The sequence below is a fragment of the Lascolabacillus sp. genome, from assembly GCF_028696275.1.
Taxonomy (GTDB): Bacteria; Bacteroidota; Bacteroidia; order Bacteroidales; family Dysgonomonadaceae; genus Proteiniphilum; species Proteiniphilum massiliensis.
Genome location: NZ_JAQVHI010000022.1, coordinates 10,925 through 34,786, shown reverse-complemented (window position 1 = coordinate 34,786; position 23,862 = coordinate 10,925). Strand labels below are relative to the sequence as shown.

The 23,862-nt window shown below is 37.0% G+C and carries 12 protein-coding genes; 2 read left to right on the top strand and 10 right to left on the bottom strand.

From position 1 onward, the window contains the following. Nucleotides 1-26 precede the first annotated feature (26 nt). Both glgP and PHO43_RS06885 read right to left on the bottom strand, forming a co-directional pair. Nucleotides 27-2,591, bottom strand: coding sequence for an alpha-glucan family phosphorylase (gene glgP, locus PHO43_RS06890; RefSeq protein WP_288011720.1), 2,565 nt, complete (start codon nt 2,589-2,591; stop codon nt 27-29). Nucleotides 2,592-2,678: 87 nt separating this feature from the next. Then, a complete protein-coding gene (locus PHO43_RS06885) occupies nt 2,679-4,382 on the bottom strand; it encodes a glycosyltransferase family protein (RefSeq protein ID WP_045090217.1) in 1,704 nt (567 codons plus the stop codon). A 66-nt stretch (nt 4,383-4,448) separates the two neighbouring features. Between PHO43_RS06885 and mfd the strand changes: the two genes are divergently transcribed. Then, on the top strand, nt 4,449-7,802 hold the full coding sequence (gene mfd, locus PHO43_RS06880; protein ID WP_288011718.1) for a transcription-repair coupling factor: 3,354 nt from the start codon (nt 4,449-4,451) through the stop codon (nt 7,800-7,802). Between the two features lie 104 nt (nt 7,803-7,906). Here the strand turns inward: mfd and cysK are convergent, their stop codons facing one another. The 7 genes from cysK to PHO43_RS06845 form a co-directional block, all read right to left on the bottom strand. Next, a complete protein-coding gene (gene cysK / locus PHO43_RS06875) occupies nt 7,907-8,818 on the bottom strand; it encodes a cysteine synthase A (protein WP_053825935.1) in 912 nt (303 codons plus the stop codon). A gap of 102 nt (nt 8,819-8,920) precedes the next feature. Then, nucleotides 8,921-9,742, bottom strand: coding sequence for a serine O-acetyltransferase EpsC (gene epsC / locus PHO43_RS06870; protein WP_045090214.1), 822 nt, complete (start codon nt 9,740-9,742; stop codon nt 8,921-8,923). A gap of 295 nt (nt 9,743-10,037) precedes the next feature. Beyond that, entirely contained in the window at nt 10,038-11,090 is a 1,053-nt protein-coding gene (recA, locus tag PHO43_RS06865; protein ID WP_045090213.1) for a recombinase RecA, read from the bottom strand. 153 nt (nt 11,091-11,243) lie between these two features. Further along, complete coding sequence (dprA, locus tag PHO43_RS06860; RefSeq protein WP_045090212.1) at nt 11,244-12,350, bottom strand: DNA-processing protein DprA; 1,107 nt, start codon at nt 12,348-12,350, stop codon at nt 11,244-11,246. A gap of 75 nt (nt 12,351-12,425) precedes the next feature. After that, a complete protein-coding gene (locus PHO43_RS06855; RefSeq protein WP_045090211.1) occupies nt 12,426-12,830 on the bottom strand; it encodes an acyl-CoA thioesterase in 405 nt (134 codons plus the stop codon). Nucleotides 12,831-12,895: 65 nt separating this feature from the next. Continuing rightward, nucleotides 12,896-16,585 (bottom strand): phosphoribosylformylglycinamidine synthase, encoded by a 3,690-nt coding sequence (gene purL / locus PHO43_RS06850; protein WP_288009578.1) that lies wholly within the window; start codon nt 16,583-16,585, stop codon nt 12,896-12,898. A 139-nt stretch (nt 16,586-16,724) separates the two neighbouring features. Next, nucleotides 16,725-17,213, bottom strand: a complete 489-nt coding sequence (locus PHO43_RS06845) for a metallophosphoesterase family protein (protein ID WP_045090209.1) — start codon at nt 17,211-17,213, stop codon at nt 16,725-16,727. Between the two features lie 164 nt (nt 17,214-17,377). On the opposite strand from PHO43_RS06845, the gene ppk1 reads away from it, so the two are divergent. Further along, entirely contained in the window at nt 17,378-19,450 is a 2,073-nt protein-coding gene (gene ppk1 / locus PHO43_RS06840; protein ID WP_288011715.1) for a polyphosphate kinase 1, read from the top strand. A gap of 110 nt (nt 19,451-19,560) precedes the next feature. Here ppk1 and rpoC read toward each other — a convergent pair whose 3' ends face one another. Then, on the bottom strand, nt 19,561-23,847 hold the full coding sequence (gene rpoC, locus PHO43_RS06835; protein WP_053825938.1) for a DNA-directed RNA polymerase subunit beta': 4,287 nt from the start codon (nt 23,845-23,847) through the stop codon (nt 19,561-19,563). Between the last annotated feature and the right edge of the window lie 15 nt (nt 23,848-23,862).

Sequence of the window (23,862 nt, the reverse complement as noted above, 5' to 3'; positions counted from 1 at the left end):
CTTTTTGATTTATAGTTATGCAGTAATTATATCCATCTTGTATACGCAAAATCCATTCTATGTGGCAGGTCTGGATTCTTAGGATAAACACGTAGTCCATATTGATGAGAACCAGGATCGTTTAGTGCTTTACTGCTTTCAAAATGTAGCAAACTACCTTCTGTTTTTACGAGTTCAAAATCGTATGATTCTACGAATTGAGGAGTTTTAGATGTTGGATCTATATCTACAACTACGCATTCAACAGCGAGGTCGCATTTAAGATTCTTCCTATCTATAACTACTTTCCCATATATTTCTTTATTATCATTGTTGATATTCATTTTCTGATTCGGGTTAAACTCGATATGTTTAACCTCAAATGAATCCCAATTAGAAGCAGTATGCTCTTTCCACTCAACTATCTCTTTTGCTTTTGCATAATTGTTTAATCGCAGTAGTTTTGAACGTTCTGCAAGTTTGTTATAAAAACGATCGAAATAGTCATCCATCATTCTTTTTGTAGTACACATTGGAGCTATTAAAGCCATTGATTTCTTAATGTACTGAATCCACTCATGTGAATAACCATTACTATTACGAGCATAATAGAGAGGGATAATTTCATTTTCAAGAAGAGAGTATATTGTTGATGCATCAAGCTCATCCTGATACTCCTGATTGTCATATGTTCTTTTTTCTGTAAGAGCCCAGCCTGCACCTTCTTTATAACCCTCATACCACCATCCATCCAGAACAGATAGATTTAACACACCATTCATCTCGGCTTTTTCTCCAGAAGTTCCTGAGGCCTCCTGAGCCCGAGTAGGGGTATTTAACCAAATGTCAACACCTGAAACCAGTCTTTTAGCCAGTCTCATATCATAATTCTCTAGGAATATTATCTTTCCTAGAAACTCCGGACGTCTTGATATTTCAACAATCTGTTTAATTAATCCCTGACCACCTCCATCAGCGGGGTGAGCCTTACCGGCAAATATAAACTGAACAGGGTGTTTAGGATTGTTTACAATTTTAGCTAGTCTGTCAAGATCGGTGAACAGCAGATGCGCACGCTTATAGGTAGCAAATCTTCTGGAGAAACCTATTAGTAAAGCATTTGGATTAACCTCTTCAAGTATGTTCATTATTCTTGTTGGATCAGCCTGATTCTTTAGCCAACCATCAGTAAACTCCACTTTTATATAATCTACAAGCTTCTTTTTAAGATGACAACGCAGTGACCAAAGTTCATCATCACTGACATTCCAGATGTTATTCCACAGGTTGGTGTTCGACTGATCTTCAAAGAAATCACTACCGAAATGTTTTGCAAAAAGCTCTTTCACACTCGAAGTAGCCCAGCTTGGAAGGTGAACACCATTGGTAACATAACTTACATGTAATTCTTCAGGAAAGTAACCGCTCCATACCGGCTGGAACATTTTTTGTGAAACTGTTCCATGTAATTTACTTACACCATTAGCCTCCTGAGCTGTATTTAGTGCAAATACACTCATTGAGAATTTCTCGTTTGAGCCGGGAGTGGATCTACCCATATCCATGAATTGTTGCCATGGAATACCTATCTTCTCAATTATAGGTGTCATGTATTTACCTATAAGTGCTTCATCGAAATAGTCATGGCCAGCAGGTACAGGTGTGTGTACTGTATATAACGAGGAAGCACGTACAATCTCGAGAGCCAGGTTGAAAGGAAGATTTTCTCCGACTACATAATCAAAAAGACGCTGTACATTTATAAAGGCTGCGTGACCTTCGTTCATATGATATACATCTTTTTTAATCCCAAGTTTATTGAGAAGCAGAATTCCTCCAATTCCAAGTAAAAACTCCTGTTTCATACGGTTTTCCCAGTCACCTCCATATAGCTGGTGAGTGATTGAGCGGTCATAATGACTGTTGTGATCGAAGTCAGTATCCATCAGGTAAAGATTAATGCGACCGACAGCTACTTTCCAGATGTATGAATATATTATTCTGTCATGAAAAGGCACCTCAAGTATCATAGGTGTACCATCTTCATTCATAACTTGACTGATTGGGAGATTTCCGAAGCTCTGTGCCTCGTAGTTGGCAATTTGTTGCCCGTCAACTGACAGACTTTGTGTGAAGTATCCATATTTATAAAGAAAGCCTACAGCAGTCATGTCAACCCTACTGTCACTTGCTTCTTTTAGGTAATCTCCTGCAAGAACTCCCAATCCCCCGGAATATATTTTTAATACGTGAGATAATCCATACTCCATACTGAAATAGGCTATACTTGGTCTTTCCGTATTATAAGGAACATTCATATATTCCTTGAATTGAGCATAAACACGTTGGATACGTTCAACCAGTGGTTTATCATTTACTAATCTTTCAGTTATATCTGATCTAAGATTTTGTAACATGACGACTGGATTCTTTCCGCTTTTTTCCCACTCTTCTGTATCTAATGTCTCCAGAATGGCTTTTACTTCTTCGTTCCATACCCACCACAGATTATGAGATATCTCTTCCAGTGGTTGAAGCTCGGGGGGTAAAACAGCGTGTACATGAATATCTCTCCAAACAGGACTATTTGAATAATTTGATTTTATAATCATTATAGTTGGTTTTATTTATTTATTTTTCTTTAGAAATTAGGTGATAACTCTTAATAATAAAAGATGAACAGAGCAAAGATAATTGATTTATTCTGAACTTAGTTTATAAGGTTTAGATAATCTTATGTATGAATTATGCAACGCTTTGCCATAAGCTTCACGGTAATACTTTATGAAGTGTGCCCAGTCTGCTTTATTGGATAGTTCTGCTGCACTCTTTTTTAAGATTGAGATCTGTTCGGCACTTTTTAGTGTGTAATCATATATTATGGATGCGATTTCTTCATATACTTCAGTATAGTTGTCATCATTACGGTAAATAACTTCGACACCATCATTGAGACCTGGTTTACGATCCCCCTTCTTTTTAGCCCAGACTCCAAATCCTGAGAGAGTAGTTGTTATTGTTGGTATGGAAAATGCAACGCTCTCGTGCGGAGTGTATCCCCATGGTTCGTAATAGGAGGGGAATACTGACATATCCAGACCAATAAGCAGATCGTAATAATCAAGATTAAATATTCCGTCATCTCCATTAAGATATGATGGAACAAAAATTATTTTTACTCTATCGTTTGGTTCATTGCAGAGTCCGGCATGTTTAATATGATTTATGACATTATCATGATGAGGATCCATAAGCTCGTGGGTTACAAAAGGACAATCTACAATACCTGTTTTATTTAAGCTTTCATCAACAGGTAAATTATTGAGCCGTAATTGAAGATCTTTGCGGGGGCCTTTTATCCAGGCAGGAACCATTATGAAGCCAATAACATCTCGTGTAAGCTCTTTCATTGCCTTCAGATGCCTTAAGGAATCAATAAAAAGATCAATCCCTTTATTCTTATACTCATACCTGCCGCTGATTCCAACAAGAAGTGCGTCTCTGTGAACTGGGTGTCCTAAAGTCTTTTCAGCCACTTCCAGTAATGTTTTTCGGGCATTTTTATGTTTACTTGTGTATTTACTGCCTTTAGGAATGAAGTCTTTTTCAAAGCCATTAGGTGTTATAACATCTGGTCTGCGCTGTAGGAGCTGTGCACACTCTTCTGCAGTAATATCACTGACCGTTGTGAAACAGTCCACATTCAATGCAGCTTTCTTTTCAATTGAGTGTTTAGCTGCCATATTTAACTCACGTGCCATCTGATCGCCATTATACTCATGGAGATGACCATAAAGCGGTAAATTATTACCGGCGATGGAGCGACCAATTGAGGTTGCATGTGTTGTAAACATTGTCGCAATCTTTGGGACATATTTCTTTATGTAAAGCGCTCCTGCTCCTAACATCCACTCGTTGAAATGTGCTATTACATTGAACGACTCCAGATGATGAAATCTGTAGAAGTTTTCTATAAGCATTCCTGTTGCATAGGCAAACATTGTGGATTCGTGATAATCCCCATATGCCGCGATTGAGTCAACGCCGTAATCCTGCCACATTCTGGCATATAGTTCGTTCTGTCGACTAAGAAACTGTTCAAACTTTACAAGGAAAACAATTGGTTCCCCCGGCACATCCCATCTTCCGGCACGTATTTCGAGGTTCTGACTCTTAAATGCATAGTCACGCCACTCGGCAAACATTGAATCATCAGCTTTAAACCAGGGGCTTTCATTATCTTTCCATATGTCAGGTCCGATAAAGAAAATCTGATCTTTATGGATCTTTTGAAGTGAGTTTGCACGTGTGGATAGTACTGTGTAAATTCCTCCAACTTTATTGCACACTTCCCAACTGCTCTCGAATATATAATCAGGTGTAAATCTGGTCTCTATTTGCATAATCTATTTTCTATTCCTGTCATCGCAAAGATAAGAAAAAAAATATACCTTTGCACTTTCGTATTAATGGTTAAAACTTTAGACATTACAGAACTACAGCAGTTAGTTGGAAAGCTACCTGAGGTTTCGGCAGCAGGCTCAATACTGAAAAAAGCAGATGTTATATCGGTAAAGGGTTTGCACGGATCGTCGCGTGCACTGTTTTCATCTGCTCTTTTTAATAAAAATTCAGGCGTTTATCTCTATATATTGAATGATGCTGAATCTGCAGGGTATTTTTATCATGACCTGACACAGATAGTAGGTTCAAAAGATGTGCTATTCTTCCCTTCTGCATATAAAAGAGCTGCAAAATTTGGACAGCTTGATGCGGCTAATGAGATTTTGAGAACTGAAACATTAAGCAGGTTACAAGAGGAGAATAACTCGCTGATAATTGTGAGTTACCCGGATGCTCTTGCCGAAAAGACGGTTTCGGGTGATCATTTGAGAGAACAGACATTAACTGTTTCGGTGGGGGAGAAGGTCGACTCATCATTCATTAGTGAGGTTCTTGACGATTATGGATTTCAGTATGTGGACTATGTATATGAGCCCGGTCAATATGCGCAGAGGGGTAGTATTCTTGATGTGTTTTCTTTTGCATCAGAATTTCCATTCAGAATAGATTTCTTTGGTGATGAGGTTGAGACAATTCGTAACTTCGATATGGAAACTCAGCTCTCTAAAGAGAGATTTGATACTATTCGTATTGTTCCCGAGTTTGGAAGAAATAGTAATAAGAATTCATCTATCTTCAACTTACTGCCTGTTTCTTCAATAATCGGGATTGAAGATATCAGATGGATAATCAGTCGTATTGAATCACTTAATGAAGATGATCTGCATATAGAGATTGATCCACAGGATGTTAAATTTGTAAAGGCGGATCTTCTGACAAAAGATGAGTTTTTATCCTCTGTAAAATCTTTTAAACAGATTAGGTTTGATGCTAAAATGCAGGAAACAGCTGATGCTGTAATTAATTTCAAAACTTCTGCTCAACCTTTGTATCATAAGAATTTTGATCTGCTGACCGACTCACTGCATCAATATATTGATAATGGATATACTATCTATATATTAAGTGATAGTGAGAAACAGCAGAAACGTCTGTTTCATATTTTTGAGGATCGTAATGATTCTATTCCTTTTATTCCTGTGAATAAAACTCTGCATGAGGGTTTCATAGAAGATACTCTGAAAATATGTTGTTTTACTGATCATCAGATATTTGACAGATTCCATAAGTATAGCCTTAAATCAGACAGGGCACGTTCGGGTAAGATTGCCATTACTCTTAAGGAGATAAATCAGTTGCAGCCGGGTGATTATGTTGTGCATATGGATCATGGTATCGGTAAGTTTTCAGGACTTGTACGTCTGCCCATTGGCGATAAGATTCAGGAGGTTATTAAAATTAATTACCTGAATAATGATTCTGTTTTCGTTTCAATTCATGCATTGCATAAGATTTCTAAGTATAAGGGTAAGGAGGGTGAATCTCCAAAATTAAATAAACTTGGAAGCGGAGCATGGGAAAAAGTAAAAGCGAAGACTAAGTCGAAGATTAAAGATATTGCGCGCGACTTAATTAAGCTTTATGCTGAAAGGCAGCAGGAGAAAGGATTTGCATTCTCAAAGGATACCTATCTGCAAACAGAGCTGGAGGCTTCTTTTATGTATGAAGATACTCCTGATCAGGTAAAAGCAACTCGCGATGTGAAGGCTGATATGCAGAGTGAACAGCCCATGGATCGTTTGATTTGCGGAGATGTAGGGTTTGGGAAAACTGAAATTGCTGTCAGGGCTGCTTTTAAGGCAGCAACAGATGGAAAACAGACGGCTGTACTTGTTCCTACAACTGTGCTGGCTACTCAGCACTATAATACATTTAAAGATCGACTTGCTAATTTCCCTGTCAGAGTTGATTATTTAAGCAGAGTAAGAACATCTAAAGAGCAAAAAGATATTCTAAAGGATCTGGATGAAGGGAAGATAGATATTTTAATAGGAACTCACCGTTTGGTAAGTAAAGATGTTAAATTTAAGGATCTGGGACTTCTTATAATTGATGAGGAACAAAAGTTTGGGGTGTCTGTAAAAGAGAAACTTAAACAGTTGAAGGTGAATGTGGATACGTTGACTATGACTGCTACTCCTATACCACGTACTTTGCAGTTTTCTCTTATGGGTTCACGTGACTTGTCAACAATAAGTACTCCTCCTCCTAATCGTTATCCTATTCAGACAGAAGTGCATACTTTTGATATAGAGTTAATTCGGGATGCTATAAATTTTGAACTGAGCCGTAATGGACAGGTTTTCATTGTTAATAATCGTATCCAGAATATTTATGAACTTGCAGAATTAATTAAAAGGGAGATAAGAGATGTTCGAATTGCTATTGGTCATGGTCAGATGGATCCTAAAAAACTTGAGGGTGTTATCTCTGATTTTATGAACCATGAGCAGGATATTTTAATAGCTACTACCATTATTGAGTCGGGTATTGATATGCCTAACGTAAATACTATTATAGTGATTGATGCTCAGAATTTTGGATTGAGCGATTTACATCAGCTACGTGGAAGGGTGGGAAGGAGCAACCGTAAGGCTTTTTGTTATCTTCTTGCTCCACCTCTTTATACTTTGAGCGGTGATTCACGCAGAAGGTTGCAGGCAATCGAGAATTTTTCAGAGCTAGGGAGTGGTCTGCATATTGCCATGCAGGACTTGGATATCAGAGGTGCCGGTAATTTGCTGGGAGCTGAACAGAGCGGATTTATAGCTGATCTGGGTTATGAAACCTACAGAAAAATTCTTGCTGAGGCTGTTCAGGAATTGAGAAAAGAGGAGTTTTCAGATCTGTATAATGAGGAATTGAGTGAAAAGGCAAAGGATGAGGATTTTGTTGATGATGTGCATGTAGAAAGTGACCTCGAGCTTATGTTCCCAGTTACATATATTCCTAATGATGCTGAAAGGGTTGCGATTTATAGGGAGCTCGACAATATGGAGACAGAGCTGGAGATTCTTGATTTCATTGAGAGGATGGAGGATAGGTTTGGGAAGATGCCTAAACAAGGTAAGGAGCTTATACGAATTGTGCGACTGAGGCGTTTGGCCAGACCACTTGGTATTGAAAAAATTATGCTTAAGAATGGTAAAATGTCGCTAAATCTTGTATCAGATAGTGAATCGCCTTATTATCAGTCTGCTGCATTTGGTAAACTACTTAATTATGTTCAAGTTCATCCACGGAACTGTAAATTACGTGAAGCAGGTAAAAAGAGATCTCTTGTAATTGATAATGTTAAAACAGTAGAGACTGCTGTTGCAACACTTGAAGAGATCTCTGGATATAATATATCTAATTGATTGTATGAACTTTAGTTGAATTGACTAAAAATTGAGCATATAAATAACCTTGTTTATTATATTCAACAAAAAACTAATACGTGAATTATATTAGCTTCCACCTTTTATTTGAATAATCCATCAAGTGATAAATAGCGTTCGCCTGTGTCATAGTTGAAGGTTATAATTCGCTTATTCTCTACTAAATCATCAATCTTTTTAATTACCGCAGCAATGGAGGCACCGGTGGAGATTCCACCAAATATTCCTTCTTCTCTAGCTAGTTTACGAGCAGATTCAAAAGCCTCTTCTTTGGTTACTTTTATTACATCATCCAGAACATCCAGGTCAAGAGTATCTGGTATAAAACCGGCTCCTATGCCCTGAATTGAGTGCGGTCCTGATCTTCCCTCTGAGATTATAGGAGAGTCCATAGGCTCAACTCCAATTACCTCTATTTCAGAGAATCTCTTTTTAAGTTCACGACCAACACCAGTGATATGTCCGCCTGTTCCAATTCCTGTAATCAGGTAATCAATCCCTTCAGGAAAATCTTTGATTATCTCCTGTGCTGTTGTTTTTGCATGTATTTTTGGATTTGATAAATTCTGAAATTGTTGTGGTATCCATGATCCCGGAATATCATTTTGCAGTTCACCTGCTTTCTCGATCGCTCCTCTCATTCCTTTTTCACGTGGGGTGAGAACTAGTTCTGCTCCATACAGACTTATAATTTGTCTTCTCTCAACCGACATAGACTCAGGCATTACGATGATAACATTGTACCCTTTTACTGCCCCGCAGAATGCAAGTCCCACTCCTGTATTACCAGAAGTTGGTTCAATAATGGTGTCTCCAGGTTTTATTATTCCCATTCTCTCAGCATCCTCAATCATTGATAGTGCTATACGATCTTTTATACTGCCTGCAGGATTCTGCTTTTCAAGTTTAATCCATACATCGTGGTATGGGAATAACTTGTTTAGTCGAACATGTGGAGTATTTCCTACTGTTTCTAAAATGTTATTGTATTTCATATTTGAAACTATTCTTTTTAATGATTAAGAAGTTCTTGCTGTTTCAGATTTTTGCCTTAACTACAACTGTAATTAATAAAAAAGTAAAATGTGTTATTTAAATTAAATAACGAAATCGTGAGGTTCTACAAAGCTCTTAACAGTACGTATTTTTACATCTACAGAGTTGTAAACCAGTGAATAAGGAATGACACTTTGAGTGAGCCATGAGCCTCCACCAATGGTTGAATTATGGCCAATTACGGTCTTTCCTCCTAATATTGTGGCATTAGCATAAATAACTACATTGTCTTCTACAGTGGGGTGTCGTTTGATATCAGATAATTTCTTTTCAACAAAAAGGGCTCCTAATGTAACACCCTGGTAGATTTTTACATTATCACCAATTTCTGTTGTTTCACCAATTACTATACCTGTGCCATGATCCATAAATAGATTTTTACCTATTTTAGCTGCAGGGTGGATATCAATTCCAACTTTTGAATGAGCATATTCGGAAAAATGTCTGGCAATAAGTGGTACACCTAATTCATGTAGTTTATGTGCTATACGGTGGATACTGAGTGCAAAAAAGCCAGGGTAGGTAAGGATAACCTCTTCAAGGGATTTAGCCGCAGGGTCTGATTGCAGATAACAGTGTGCATCTTCATAAAGCCTTTGATGAATTGCAGGTAAACTTTCCAAAAAAGATTCTATAATTTGATCAGCTGTTTCAGTATCTTTCACACCTTCAATATTACGGTGTAGCTTCTCTATAGCGACTATTAATCCATCTCTAAAGCTGGTAGAGTTTTTACATTCACAAACAGGGAACATCGAAGTATATAAAACTTCAACTATCTCCTCAAGCTCACACTTATTAATTGGAATTTCAACAGGCTTAGGATTAAACTGTTTGATTAGTTCTAATGCTCTTTCAGTCATGATTGTTTTTTTATACAATAATACGAATTTATTTTATTCCCTCTTTTAAATTTAGTTCTGTATATAGTAGGATTTTTATAGGTAACTGTAATAACTACAATGAAAACTAAAAATACGTTTAAATTAATTTATCGATCGGAAAATTATAACAAAACTGAGGCAATGGTGTTCAATGAAAAACGGAAGTTATTGAATTATGGTGAATTATAACTGAATTCTTTATTAAAAATATAATTAGCAAAAAGAGGTTTCTTTAGGAAACCTCTTTTGTGGAATCTGAATAATTAAACTCAGATTATTTATTTTGTTCTTTAAGAGCTTCGTATATTAGACCTTCAATCTCTTCTGCCAGCTCAGGATTGTCTCTGACAGCTATTTTGGCGGCATCACGACCTTGACCGAGTTTAGTTTCTTTGTAGCTATACCAGGAACCACTCTTCTTTATTATTTCAAGTTCAACACCTATATCTATAATCTCTCCAATTTTAGAGATTCCTTCACCGTACATAATATCAAATTCAGCTTTTCTAAAGGGAGGAGCAACTTTATTCTTGACTACTCTCACTCTTGTTGGTCGGCCTATCTGATTTTCTCCTTCTTTTATAGGTGTGCCATTACTGCGAATATCCAAACGCACTGAAGCGTAAAATTTTAAGGCATTACCACCTGTAGTAGTTTCGGGGTTGCCAAACATAACACCTATCTTCTCACGTAATTGATTAATGAATATACATGTAGTGTTTGTTTTGCTAATTGCTGATGTTAGCTTACGCAATGCTTGTGACATTAGTCGTGCCTGCAGACCAACGCTGGCATCTCCCATCTCTCCTTCGAGTTCTTTTCTAGGGGTTAGAGCTGCAACGGAGTCGATTACAATAATATCCACAGCAGCTGATCGGATTAGCTGTTCTGCTATCTCAAGAGCCTCTTCTCCACTGTTTGGCTGAGAAATTAAAAGTTCATCTGTGTTAGCTCCAAGTTTCTCTGCGTAGAAACGATCAAAAGCATTCTCGGCATCTATAAAAGCAGCAACACCCCCTGCTTTTTGAGCTTCGGCGATAGCATGAATGGCGAGTGTAGTTTTACCTGAAGATTCAGGGCCATATATTTCAATAATTCTTCCTCTTGGATAGCCTCCAACACCAAGTGCAACATTGAGACCAATTGAACCGGAGGAGATTACAGGTATATCTTCAACTTTCTCATCTCCCATCTTCATGATAGAGCCTTTGCCGTAAGTCTTTTCTATTTTATCCATTGCTGCACGTAGAGCCTTCAGTTTTTCACTGCTTTTTTCATTAATCTTCTCCGTGTTCTTGTTGACTTTGTTTTCTTTTTCTTCAGCCATAACTCTATACTTTTGTTTTTTTATAATTAATACTGTACTTTAAATAAAAAGGTTGTTTTTTATTCCTCTAAAATAGTTTTAACTCTTTTGATTTATTCGAAGAACAAAACATTTAATACTGCATGATTGTCCTCTCAAAGATATGAAAAAAAATCATACTATTTTATACATACCACCGGGAAGAGCAGTTACAATATTTTTCATTTCTAACTCTAAAAGTGTCATTAAAAGTTCAGTAAGTGGAACATTTAATTCTATTGAAAGATTGTTCAGCTGTTTTGGGCTATCCTTTTTGAGTATTTCATACACTTTTTCTTCATCTGGTGTAAGATCATGAAATAATTCTGTTTGCCTTGGTAATATCTTTCTCTCATCCATTTCCCATCCCATCTGAGAAATGAAATTCTCGGTATTTTGAAGTAATAATGCTTTATTTTCTGAAATCAGTTTATTGCACCCGTAAGACATTTTATCATGTATACGACCAGGTAGAGCAAAGACCTCTCTGAAATATGAATTGGCAATATCTGCAGTAATAAGTGAACCTCCTTTTGTTCCTGATTCCATCACTATTGTTGCATCTGCCATACCCGCTACAATACGGTTGCGTCTTACAAAATTGTGTCCATCGGGATTAGTTTCACTTGGATATTCTGTCAATAGTGCCCCGTTTTTAGTAATTTCTATGGCAGTTTGGCGATGAACATATGGATAAATACGGTCCAGACCGTGTCCCAGGACAGCCACAGTTGAAAGTCCATTTTCCAGAGCTGCTCTGTGAGCACAGATATCAATTCCGTATGCTAATCCACTAATAATTTGAACATCTGGGAACTTTAGTGATAACTCTTTTATAAACTCCCTGCTAAAATCATTTCCATATCTTGTGGAATTGCGTGTTCCAACTATACTGATAACTTTTTCACGATTAAAATCTACATCCCCTTTTGCATACATTAGAATGGGTGCATCGACACAATTATTCAGTCTCTGTGGATATTTTTCATCTGTATAAAAGATAAGATGAAGGTTGTTTTTAATTACGAACTCTAACTCTTTTTCAGCCTTTCTTAATACCTCCGGATTGCGTATTTCAGATATAAGTCGTTTTGATATACGAGGTATTGCTTCCAGTTTTGATATGCTGCCTTTAAAAATCTCCTCTTCATCACCCATAAACTCCATTAAATTACGGGCATGAGCAACACCCACACCTTTAATTTGTGTGAGTGCAATTTGGTATAACGATTTATTTGTCAATTTCTTGTTTAAACTATTTTTAAATCTGATCAATCAATACTTCTCACTTTATTTGATGTCTTTCTTGCTGATCAGCTAAATAAATTGTGCAAACGCCTTGTCAAAAATATCGGGTTTAGAAAGTTTACCATTAATAAGATTTACGACTTCAATTTTTGCTTTTGCACAAATAACATTATCAGGTATTCTTATTATTTCTTGATGAAATATATATTTCACATTTACTTTTTCCAGTCTTGTTATTGTACACTTAAATTTGTTCATTCCAAGTAGTGGTACTTTATATCTTATTTGTACGCTTGAAACAACTGCGTCAATGCCTTGTGAGTGAAGGTCATAAAAATTGAGTCCTGCTTTTTCAAGAAACTCATGACGTGTTACTTCAAAATAGTGTTGGTAATTGGCATTGTTTACATGACCCTGTACATCGCACTCATAATCGCGTACTTTCAACTCCCACTCAAATATAGGTTCAGTCACTTTTTATCTTTTTGCTAAGTTAAATAGATTTCACAATTATCACAAATATGGACAACTTTGATCGTTTATCGCGCAGATAACCATTCTCTTGCATTAACAAATGCTTCCATCCATGGAGTAACCTCATGTTTTCTGTAAGCAAAAGGATAGTAAGCATTTTGCCATGGGAATATTGTTCTTTCCAAGTGAGGCATCATTGCTAAATGGCGACCATCTTTTGAGCATACTGCAGCTGCAGAATAGTCGGATCCATTTGGATTACCAGGATACTCATCATAAAGGTATTTTGCAGCAATATTATAATCACTTTCATTACCTGGTAATTCGAAGCGTCCTTCTCCGTGTGCAACCCATATGCCTAACTTAGTTCCTTCAAGTGACTTAAGCATTACTGATTCATTCTTAGGTATTACAAGACTTACAAATGTAGATTCGAACTTGTTTGAAGTGTTGTGCTGCATTTTTGGGTGTTGTTCACCAAGTTCAGGGAAAATAAGTCCCATTTCCATTAATAACTGGCATCCATTACATACACCCAGACTTAATGTATCTTCTCTTGCAAAGAAATTACGAAGAGCTGCTTTAGCTTTCTCATTGTACTTAAATCCACCTGCCCAGCCTTTTGCGGAACCAAGAACGTCTGAGTTAGAGAATCCTCCACAGAAAACTGCTAATTGAACATCTTCCAAAGTTTCTCTTCCAGATGTAAGATCAGTCATATGAACATCTTTTACATCGAAACCTGCAAGAAATAGTGAATATGCCATTTCACGTTCACCATTAGTTCCTTTTTCACGAATAATTGCTGCAGTCAATCCTGATTTTACTTTACGATTTGGGTTAAGTCCCATATCTTCCATTTTACCGGTAAATTCAGGTTTGATTTCAAACTGAAGAGGTTGTTGACTATAATTTTTGAATCTTAGTTCTGCATGTTCAGGTCCACTTTGTTTCTTATCAAGCAGATAAGATGTCTTGTACCATATATTTCTCAGTTTATCAATATCAAACTCTTTAACAAATTCGTCTTTAGCAATTACAAGTTTACGATCTTCTATCGGTCGGGCTACTATTGCAAAACCTAAACCATAGTCCTGAAGAATCTTCTCAACTAGTCTATGATGTTTAACCTGAATCAATACTCCAGGATTTTCAGAAAAAAGTATTTTAATAAGATCTGAATTACGTATTTTATCAAGTCTTGACTCGAGTCCCCCTTTTGGATTAGCAAAGCACATCTCCAGCATTGCTGTGATCATACCTCCGGCTGAAACATCATGCCCAGATAAAACTAAGCCTCTGTTAACCAGTTCCTGTACCGCTGCAAATGCATTTTTAAAATATTCAGCATCTGTTACACTTGGAGCCTCATCTCCAATTTTGCTCATAGTCTGAGCAAATGCAGAGCCACCAAGCTTAAATGTATCGAATGAGAAATCTATATAATAAATGTATGTGCCTTTTATATATGCTAACACAGGAGATACAATCTTGCGAATATTGCTAACCTCTGCTGCTGCAGAAATAATTACTGTTCCCGGAGAGTAAATTTTATCTTCTCCATACTGTTGTGTCATGGAGAGAGAATCTTTTCCTGTAGGAATGTTGATACCCAAATCACAAACAAAATCGGAGCATGCTTCTACAGCTTTGTAGAGTCTTGCATCTTCACCCGGATTTTTACAAGGCCACATCCAGTTAGCACTTAGAGAAACACTCTGGAGCCCATTTGCCAGTGGAGCAAATACAATGTTTGTCAAAGACTCAGCAACTGCCATTACAGATCCAGCAGCAGGATCAATCATAGCTACTTGAGGTGCATGTCCTATTGATGTAGCAATACCGGCATGTCCTCTGTAGTCAAGCGCCACGGCACCACAATCGCTTAAAGGTAACTGAATTTCACCCTGACATTGCTGACGAGCTATTTTACCTGTTACAGACCTATCTACCTTATTTGTTAGCCAATCCTTACATGCTACTGACTCAAGCTTGAGTACATTTTCTACATACTCCTCCAGATTCTGTATATCATATTCAGGTTTAGTGTATTCCTCTATTATTGTAGTGTCATTCATCACAGTTTCTGGCGTTTTACCAAAGAAGTCATCCAACTCCATATCAATAGGTTTTACTCCATTAGATTGTGTGAATGTTAATCTCATATCACCGGTAGTTTCACCAACAACATAAAGTGGTGCCTGTTCTCTTGATGCTATCCGCTCTACTCTTTCTATATCTTTTTGACTCATCAGAAGACCCATTCGTTCCTGACTCTCGTTGCCAATTATCTCTTTGGCAGAAAGAGTTTTGTCACCAACTGGCAGTTTATCAACTTCAATAATGCCACCTGTGCTTTCTACTATTTCAGATAGGCAGTTTAGATGACCTCCCGCTCCGTGATCATGAATTGAAACAATTGGGTTGTCTTCAGACTCTGCAAGTGAGCGGATTACGTTAGATACACGTTTTTGCATTTCAGGATTAGCTCTTTGTATAGCATTAAGTTCTATACCTTCAGAATACTCTCCGGTGTTAACTGATGATACAGCTCCACCACCCATTCCAATTCTATAATTATCTCCACCTAAAACTACAATTTTTTCTCCTTTTTCAGGAATGCCTTTCTTTGCATCGCGTTTATTTGCATATCCTACACCTCCTGCAAGCATGATAACCTTATCGAAACCAAACTTTTTATTGTTCTCAGTGTGCTCAAATGTAAGAACTGAGCCACAAATCAGAGGCTGTCCATATTTGTTGCCAAAGTCAGAAGCTCCGTTTGAAGCCTTAATTAAGATCTGCTCAGGTGTTTGATACAACCAGTTTCGAGGGGAGAGTGTTTGTTCCCAGGGGCGATCACTTTCAAGACGAGGGTATGAAGTCATATAAACTGCAGTACCTGCTATAGGTAATGATCCTTTACCACCTGCAAGTCTGTCACGTATTTCACCACCAGTTCCGGTGGATGCTCCATTAAATGGCTCTACAGTTGTTGGGAAGTTATGAGTTTCTGCTTTAAGAGATAATACACTCTCAATCTCTTTAGTAATAAAATAGTCTGGTTTATCTCCACTGGCTGGTACAAACTGTTCAATTACTGGTCCTTGTATAAATGCAACATTATCTTTATATGCTGAAATAAGAGAGTTTGGATTGACAGAAGAGGTCTTTTTAATCATCTGAAACAGTGACATCTCTTTTTCTTCACCATCTATAATGAATTTTCCATTGAATATTTTGTGACGACAGTGCTCAGAGTTAACTTGAGAGAACCCAAATACTTCACTATCTGTGAGTTTTCGTCCCATCTTTTTGCTAACACTGTTTAAATAGTTTATTTCATCAACACTCATGGCCAATCCTTCAGATTGGTTGTAAGCCTCTATATCATCAATGTAAATAATATCTTCAGGCTTTTTGTCGATCGTGAAAACTGACTGATCCAGCTTCTTATATATACGTTGAAGCATTGGATCAAAATATGAATCTCCATTATCTGAAAAAGGGGTATATTCTTCTATTCGAGTTATACCATCTATTCCCATATTTCTGGTAATTTCTACAGCACATGTACTCCAGGGAGTAATCATTTCACGGCGAGGTCCAACATATTGCTTTTCTATTATATCTGTATCAAGCAACTCAGCTTCACCAAATAACCATTTTAGTTTACGCAGTGTTTCAGGAGTAAATGTTTTTCCTGTTTCTACTGCTATAATACTATTAGAGGGAGTTTTGAAAAAAGAAATCATATCTCAGTTTTTGATCGATTTATATATAGAATTAAAAGACAAAGTTACCAAAAAAGAGTGATATAATCAGTTAGAATAATCATTTTGTCTGATTTGATACTTGGATTATCTTTTCGAGAGCCTTTAAAGAATTAAAAATCTACTTTATTTCGATAACCTCTAAGTCTCTGATATTACCATTATCAAGGATAAATCGCAGAATTGTGCGAACTTTATGAAAACCGTATATACCAGCAGCTCCCGGATTCATATGAAGGCATTCAATTTTTTTATCATACATAACCTTAAGTATATGAGAGTGACCACTTATAAATAATTTCGGTGGGTTAGCAAGTAACTGTGAGCGTATAGAAGGATCATATCTACCCGGATATCCTCCTATATGAGTCATCAAGACATCAATATTCTCTACGTTAAACCGCAATATATCAGGGTATTGAGCTCTTAGTATATTGTCATCAATATTTCCATAAACAGCCCTGAAAGGTTTAAAATTCTCAAACCTTTCGGCAAGCTCTACTGTTCCGATATCTCCCGCATGCCATATTTCATCACAATCCTTGAAATACAACTCAAATTTATTGTCCCAATATCCGTGGGTATCAGACAGCAACCCAATTTTCTTCATATAAATTACATTGTTTCTTGACAACAAAGATAGATTTTTAAATAGAAAACAACTGATTCAATAATTTGTACTATTATTTTCAATCCTAAATATTGTCAAAATGTCTTTTATTCAAACAAACTTCGTATTTTTGAGTATAAATAAACAGTTACAACCCCTTTACAATGAAAAATCATCAATACTCGTATTTTAAACGTGATATAAGCTGGCTGTCTTTTAACTATCGTGTTCTGCTTGAAGCTAAAGATGAGCGGCTGCCGGTTTATGAGCGAATAAAATTCTTATCAATTTACTCCTCAAATTTAGAGGAGTTCTATAAAATCAGAGTAAGCGGTTATCATAGTTCTCTACTTGAAAGAATTAATCGCGATGAATCAGTTGAAGAGGCGCTAAAAACAATAGTTCAGATTAACAACGAAGTAACTTCACAGGAAAAAGAGTATTATAATATATTTAATAATATGATTCTTCCTGAACTGAAAAGGAATAGTATTGTACTATATCAAACTCACGAAGTAAAATCCTTTCATAAGAGCTATGTAGAGAAATATTTCAATGAAGAAGTTTTTCCATATCTTCAGCCAATGATCATTCAAAAAGATGATATTCACTCATTCATTCAGGATGGTCGTATATATCAAACAATCAGTCTGCTTAAAAAGAAAAAAAAGATTGAAGATGATCCTTCAAATTACACTTACGCTATAATGAAGATTCCATATACCAAGATACCCAGGTTTATTGAATTGCCCTCTTATGGTGGTAATTATTACATTATGTTTATTGATGATGTAATTAAAGCAAACCTGAAAAGTGTTTTCCCCGGGTATGAAATTATGGACTGTTTTAGTATAAAGATTTCGCGTGATGCTGATTTCTCACTCGAAGATGAAGATCAGAAAGATATAGCTGAAGAGATATTGAAAAAAGTACGCAAACGTAAGATAGGAGCTGTAACTCGTTTTCAATACGATAAGAATATGCCTGATTATTTTCTTAATTATCTATGCGAGGCATATGAAATAGAAGAAGAAGAGCTACTTCCCTCAGGTCAATACCTAAATTTGTCCGATCTTGCACAACTGCCAAATCCTGTTGGAAATGCATTAAAGCAACAACTTCCACAACCATTAAGAGTACCTGAGCTGGAATCTCACAACTCTGTATTACGTGTATTAAGAAAGCAGGATGTTTTGCTGCATTTTCCTTATCAATCTTTTGACTACCTGCTTAGATTTCTGTTACAAGCAGCATTTGACCCTAAAGTTTTAGAAATTAAGGTTACTCAGTATAGAGTTGCAGAAAACTCAGCTGTTATAAACAGTTTAATCAGCGCTGCAAAGAATGGGAAAAAGGTGACGGTTTTCGTTGAACTTAAAGCTCGTTTCGATGAAGAAAACAACTATATTTCATCTGAACTGATGCAACAGGCAGGAGTAAAAATTATTTACAGCCTTCCAGGATTAAAAGTACATGCAAAACTGGCATATGTTCGTAAACGCAGCAATGATCCTGATGAGCCGATTAAAGGATATGCATATTTGGGAACTGGAAATTTTAATGAAAAAACAGCCCGGATATACTCAGATAAAGGATTACTTACATCTAATAAGGAATTTATAAAAGATATTGACGAAGTATTCCGGGTACTTGAAGGAAAACCTCATATGCACAATTTTAAACACCTGCTGGTAACACAGTTCAACATGCTATCCGAGATTCATCGTATGATAGAACGGGAAATTGAGAATGTGAAAAAAGGTAGTATAGGCTATATTATTCTCAAGATGAATAGTCTTGAGGATAAAGGTATGATAGATGCACTATATCGCGCAAGTGAAGCAGGTGTAAAAATAGATCTGATTGTCAGAGGAATATGTTGTCTGATTCCTAATCAGCCCTATAGTAAAAATATAACTGTAACAAGAATAGTAGGTGCATATCTTGAACATGCGAGAGTGTGGTATTTCTTTAATGAAGGAGAAGAGAATGTTTATCTTACTTCAGCAGACTGGATGCAGAGAAATTTGCACCGACGCATAGAAGTTGCTTTCCCTATCTATACTGTATCTCTGAAAAAACAGATAATAGATATTCTGAGAATTCAGCTTGCTGATAATAAAAGTGCAGTATGGGTAGATGAAAATCTGAACAATGTATTTAAACATGATAATAAACCTTCTGTACGAGCACAAAAAGCTATTTATGAATATCTGAAAAGATCCACCGGAAAATAATCTTATCAGATAAAATATCTCAATCTAAGGTTTGAAATCCAATAATTATTATATAAAAAAACCCGGAACTTATAATTAGCTCCGGGTTTTTAAATATTATATCAGTTAATTTATTCCTGAGAAATTGCTTCCTGGAACAGATTACTTCTTTTGTTTGCATTGATTTTCTCAAAATCTTCACGAGATCCAACAACAAGCTTGTCAAACTCTCTCTGACCGGTACCGGCAGGTATAAGATGCCCAACAATAACGTTCTCTTTAAGTCCATCCAAAGTATCAACTTTACCATGAATAGCTGCATCGTTAAGTACTTTTGTTGTTTCCTGGAATGAAGCGGCAGACATAAAGCTGGTTGTTTGAAGAGCTGCACGGGTAATACCCTGTAATACCTGATTAGCTGTTGCAGGAACTGCATCACGTGCTTCCACTAGTTTCAAGTCACGACGTTTCAGAGAACTGTTCTCATCACGTAGTTTACGAACTGTAACAATCTGGCCTGGTTCGAATATTTGAGAATCACCCGCATCAGTAATTACTTTCTTACCCCAAGTGCGGTCATTTTCTTCCATAATTTCGAGTTTGTCAACCAGTTGCTGTTCTAAGAAACGAGTATCACCCGGATCAACAACCTCAACTTTACGCATCATCTGTCGTACTATTACTTCAAAGTGCTTATCATTAATCTTAACACCTTGCAGACGATAAACATCCTGAACTTCGTTCACAATATACTCCTGTACAGCCGTAGGCCCTTTAATTGCCAGTATATCAGCCGGAGTAATTGCGCCTTCTGAAAGAGGCATACCAGCACGGATATAGTCATTTTCCTGAACAAGTATCTGCTTGGACAATGGAACAAGATATTTTTTAACTTCACCTGTTTTTGAAGTAACTGAAATTTCCTGATTACCTCTCTTGATCTTACCAAAAGATACCTCACCATCAATTTCGGTTACAACAGCAGGGTTAGAAGGATTACGTGCTTCAAATAACTCAGTAACTCGTGGTAAACCTCCGGTGATGTCACCAGATTTTCCAACTGCACGAGGTATTTTTACTAACGTATCACCAGCTTTAATAACATCATTCTCATTTTTAACAATGTGAGAACCTAAAGGTAGTGTATATGTTCTTAAAATATCATCGTTCTCATCAACAATATGTGCAGATGGAGCTTTTGTTTTATCCCTAGATTCAATAATTACCTTTTCTTTCAACCCTGTCTGTTCGTCAGATTCAACCTTATAAGTAAGGTTTTCGGTAAAGTTTTCGAAACGGATTCTACCAGATGCTTCAGATACAATTACTGCATTGAATGGATCCCATTCACATATCAGATCACCTTTTTTAATTTTGTCACCCTGATTGAAGTAGAGTTTAGAACCGTAAGGTACGTTATGAGAAAGTAATACAATTTTTGTATTTGGATCGATAATTCTCATTTCCATCAAACGGCTTACAACAACTTTGTATGGTTTGCCTTCTGAGTCAGCTGTTTCTACAAAGCGTAGTTCTTCAAACTCAACAATACCATCATATTTTGCTATTATTCTACTTTCTGCAGCTATGTTAGATGCGATACCCCCAACGTGGAATGTTCTAAGTGTAAGCTGAGTTCCCGGCTCACCAATTGACTGAGCAGCAATAACACCAACAGCTTCACCTTTTTGAACCATATGACCGGTTGCAAGGTTTCTACCATAACATTTAGCACATACTCCATGTGATGATTCACAAGTCAGAACTGATCTTATTTCAACACGTTCAATCGGAGATTCTTCTATTTTCTTAGCAATCTCTTCAGTAATTTCTTCACCTGAATTTACGATAATTTCTCCAGTGTTAGGATGCTGTACATCATGTACAGAGACACGACCAAGAATACGTTCATACAGAGAAGCAATTACCTCTTCGTTATTCTTAATAGCTGTTGCTGTTAAACCTCTTAAAGTGCCACAGTCAACTTCATTTACAATAACATCCTGAGATACGTCAACCAGACGGCGTGTCAGATAACCAGCGTCAGCTGTTTTAAGAGCTGTATCCGCAAGACCTTTACGAGCACCGTGAGTAGAGATGAAATACTCAAGAACCGACAAACCTTCTTTAAAGTTAGCGAGAATTGGGTTTTCAATAATCTGAGAACCTTCAGCACCACTTTTTTGAGGTTTCGCCATCAATCCACGCATACCTGATAACTGTCTGATCTGTTCACGCGAACCACGCGCTCCAGAATCAAGCATCATGTAAACAGAGTTGAATCCCTGGTCATCTTCTGATAATTGTTTCATCAGAATATTCGACAGCTTGGAGTTAATATGTGTCCATGTGTCAATAATCTGGTTATAACGTTCATTATAGGTAATGAATCCCATATTGTAGTTCTCAAGAATCTGCTCAACCTCGTCATAACCTTGCTGAATAAGAGATTCTTTCTCTTTTGGTATAATTACATCTTCAAGATTGAATGATAATCCTCCCTTGAATGCCATTTTATAACCGAGGTCCTTAATATCATCAAGATACTGAGCAGTACGTGCAACACCACAAGTTTTTATAACCTTTCCAATAATATCGCGAAGAGATTTTTTAGAAAGCAGTTCGTTTACATATCCCACCTCTTTTGGAATAGCCTCATTTGTAATAACACGGCCTACAGTAGTTTCGTGCATTTTACGAATCGGATTTCCTTCTTCGTCAATATCATCAACAATTACCTTAACAAGAGCATGAATATCTACTGCTCCTTCGTTATAAGCAATTATAGCTTCTTCTTCACCATAGAAAATCATTCCTTCTCCTTTAGCCCCCGGACGTATTTTTGTAATGTAGTATAGTCCGAGAACCATGTCCTGTGAAGGAACTGTAATTGGTGCACCGTTAGCCGGATTAAGAATATTATGAGAAGCAAGCATCAATAGCTGAGCTTCAAGAATTGCTTCATTTCCAAGAGGAAGGTGAACAGCCATCTGGTCACCATCAAAGTCCGCGTTAAACGCAGTACATGCAAGTGGGTGCAACTGAATTGCTTTACCCTCGATAAGTTTTGGCTGGAAAGCCTGAATACCCAATCTGTGAAGGGTAGGGGCACGGTTCAGAAGAACCGGGTGTCCTTTCATCACATATTCAAGTATATCGTAAACAACAGGCTCTTTCCTGTCAACAATCTTTTTAGCAGACTTAACTGTTTTAACAATACCTCTTTCTATTAACTTACGGATAATAAACGGTTTGTATAATTCAGCTGCCATGTCCTTAGGAAGACCACATTCATGCATCTTAAGCTCCGGACCAACCACAATAACCGAACGGGCAGAGTAGTCCACACGTTTTCCAAGTAAGTTTTGACGGAAACGCCCCTGTTTTCCTTTTAAACTGTCAGATAGAGATTTCAACGGACGGTTTGATTCAGTTTTAATTGCACTCGATTTACGAGAGTTGTCAAATAATGAATCTACCGATTCCTGAAGCATACGTTTCTCATTTCTGAGGATCACATCAGGAGCCTTAATATCGATCAACCTTTTCAGACGATTATTACGTATGATAACCCTGCGATAAAGGTCATTCAAGTCTGATGTGGCAAATCTTCCTCCATCAAGAGGAACCAGTGGCCTGAGATCAGGTGGAATAACAGGAATTACCTTCATTATCATCCACTCAGGCTTATTAATATTTTTTGAACCACGGAAGGCCTCTACTACCTGTAGTTGCTTAAGTGCTTCATTCTTACGTTGCTGAGAAGTTTCAGTATTTGCTTTGTGACGCAGTTGATTTGCCAGTTTGTCAAGATTTATTCTTTCAAGCAGGCTCAACAGTGCTTCTGCACCCATCTTAGCAATAAATTTATTTGGATCGGAATCTTCTAGAAGTTGATTCTCCTTTGGAATTGAGTCCAGATATTCAAGATATTCATCTTCTGTCAAAAGATCTTTTTCCGACAATTTGTCCTCAAGAATACCAGGCTGGATTACGACATATCTTTCGTAATAAATAATTGTATCCAGTTTTTTTGTTGGTATACCTAACAGATAACCTATTTTATTAGGTAATGATCTAAAATACCATATATGAGCAACAGGAACTACCAGATGGATATGTCCCGTACGTTCGCGACGCACCTTTTTTTCTGTAACTTCTACACCGCAACGATCACACACGATACCCTTATAACGAATTCTTTTATATTTTCCGCAGTGACATTCGTAATCTTTTACTGGACCGAATATACGTTCGCAAAATAATCCGTCACGTTCAGGTTTGTATGTACGGTAGTTAATTGTTTCCGGCTTTAAAACTTCGCCATAAGAGTTTTCAAGAACTTTTTCCGGTGAAGCCAGACTGATCGTAATTTTTGAAAAGTTACTCTTTATTTTATTCTCTTTTCTATATGCCATAATAACCTTTATAAA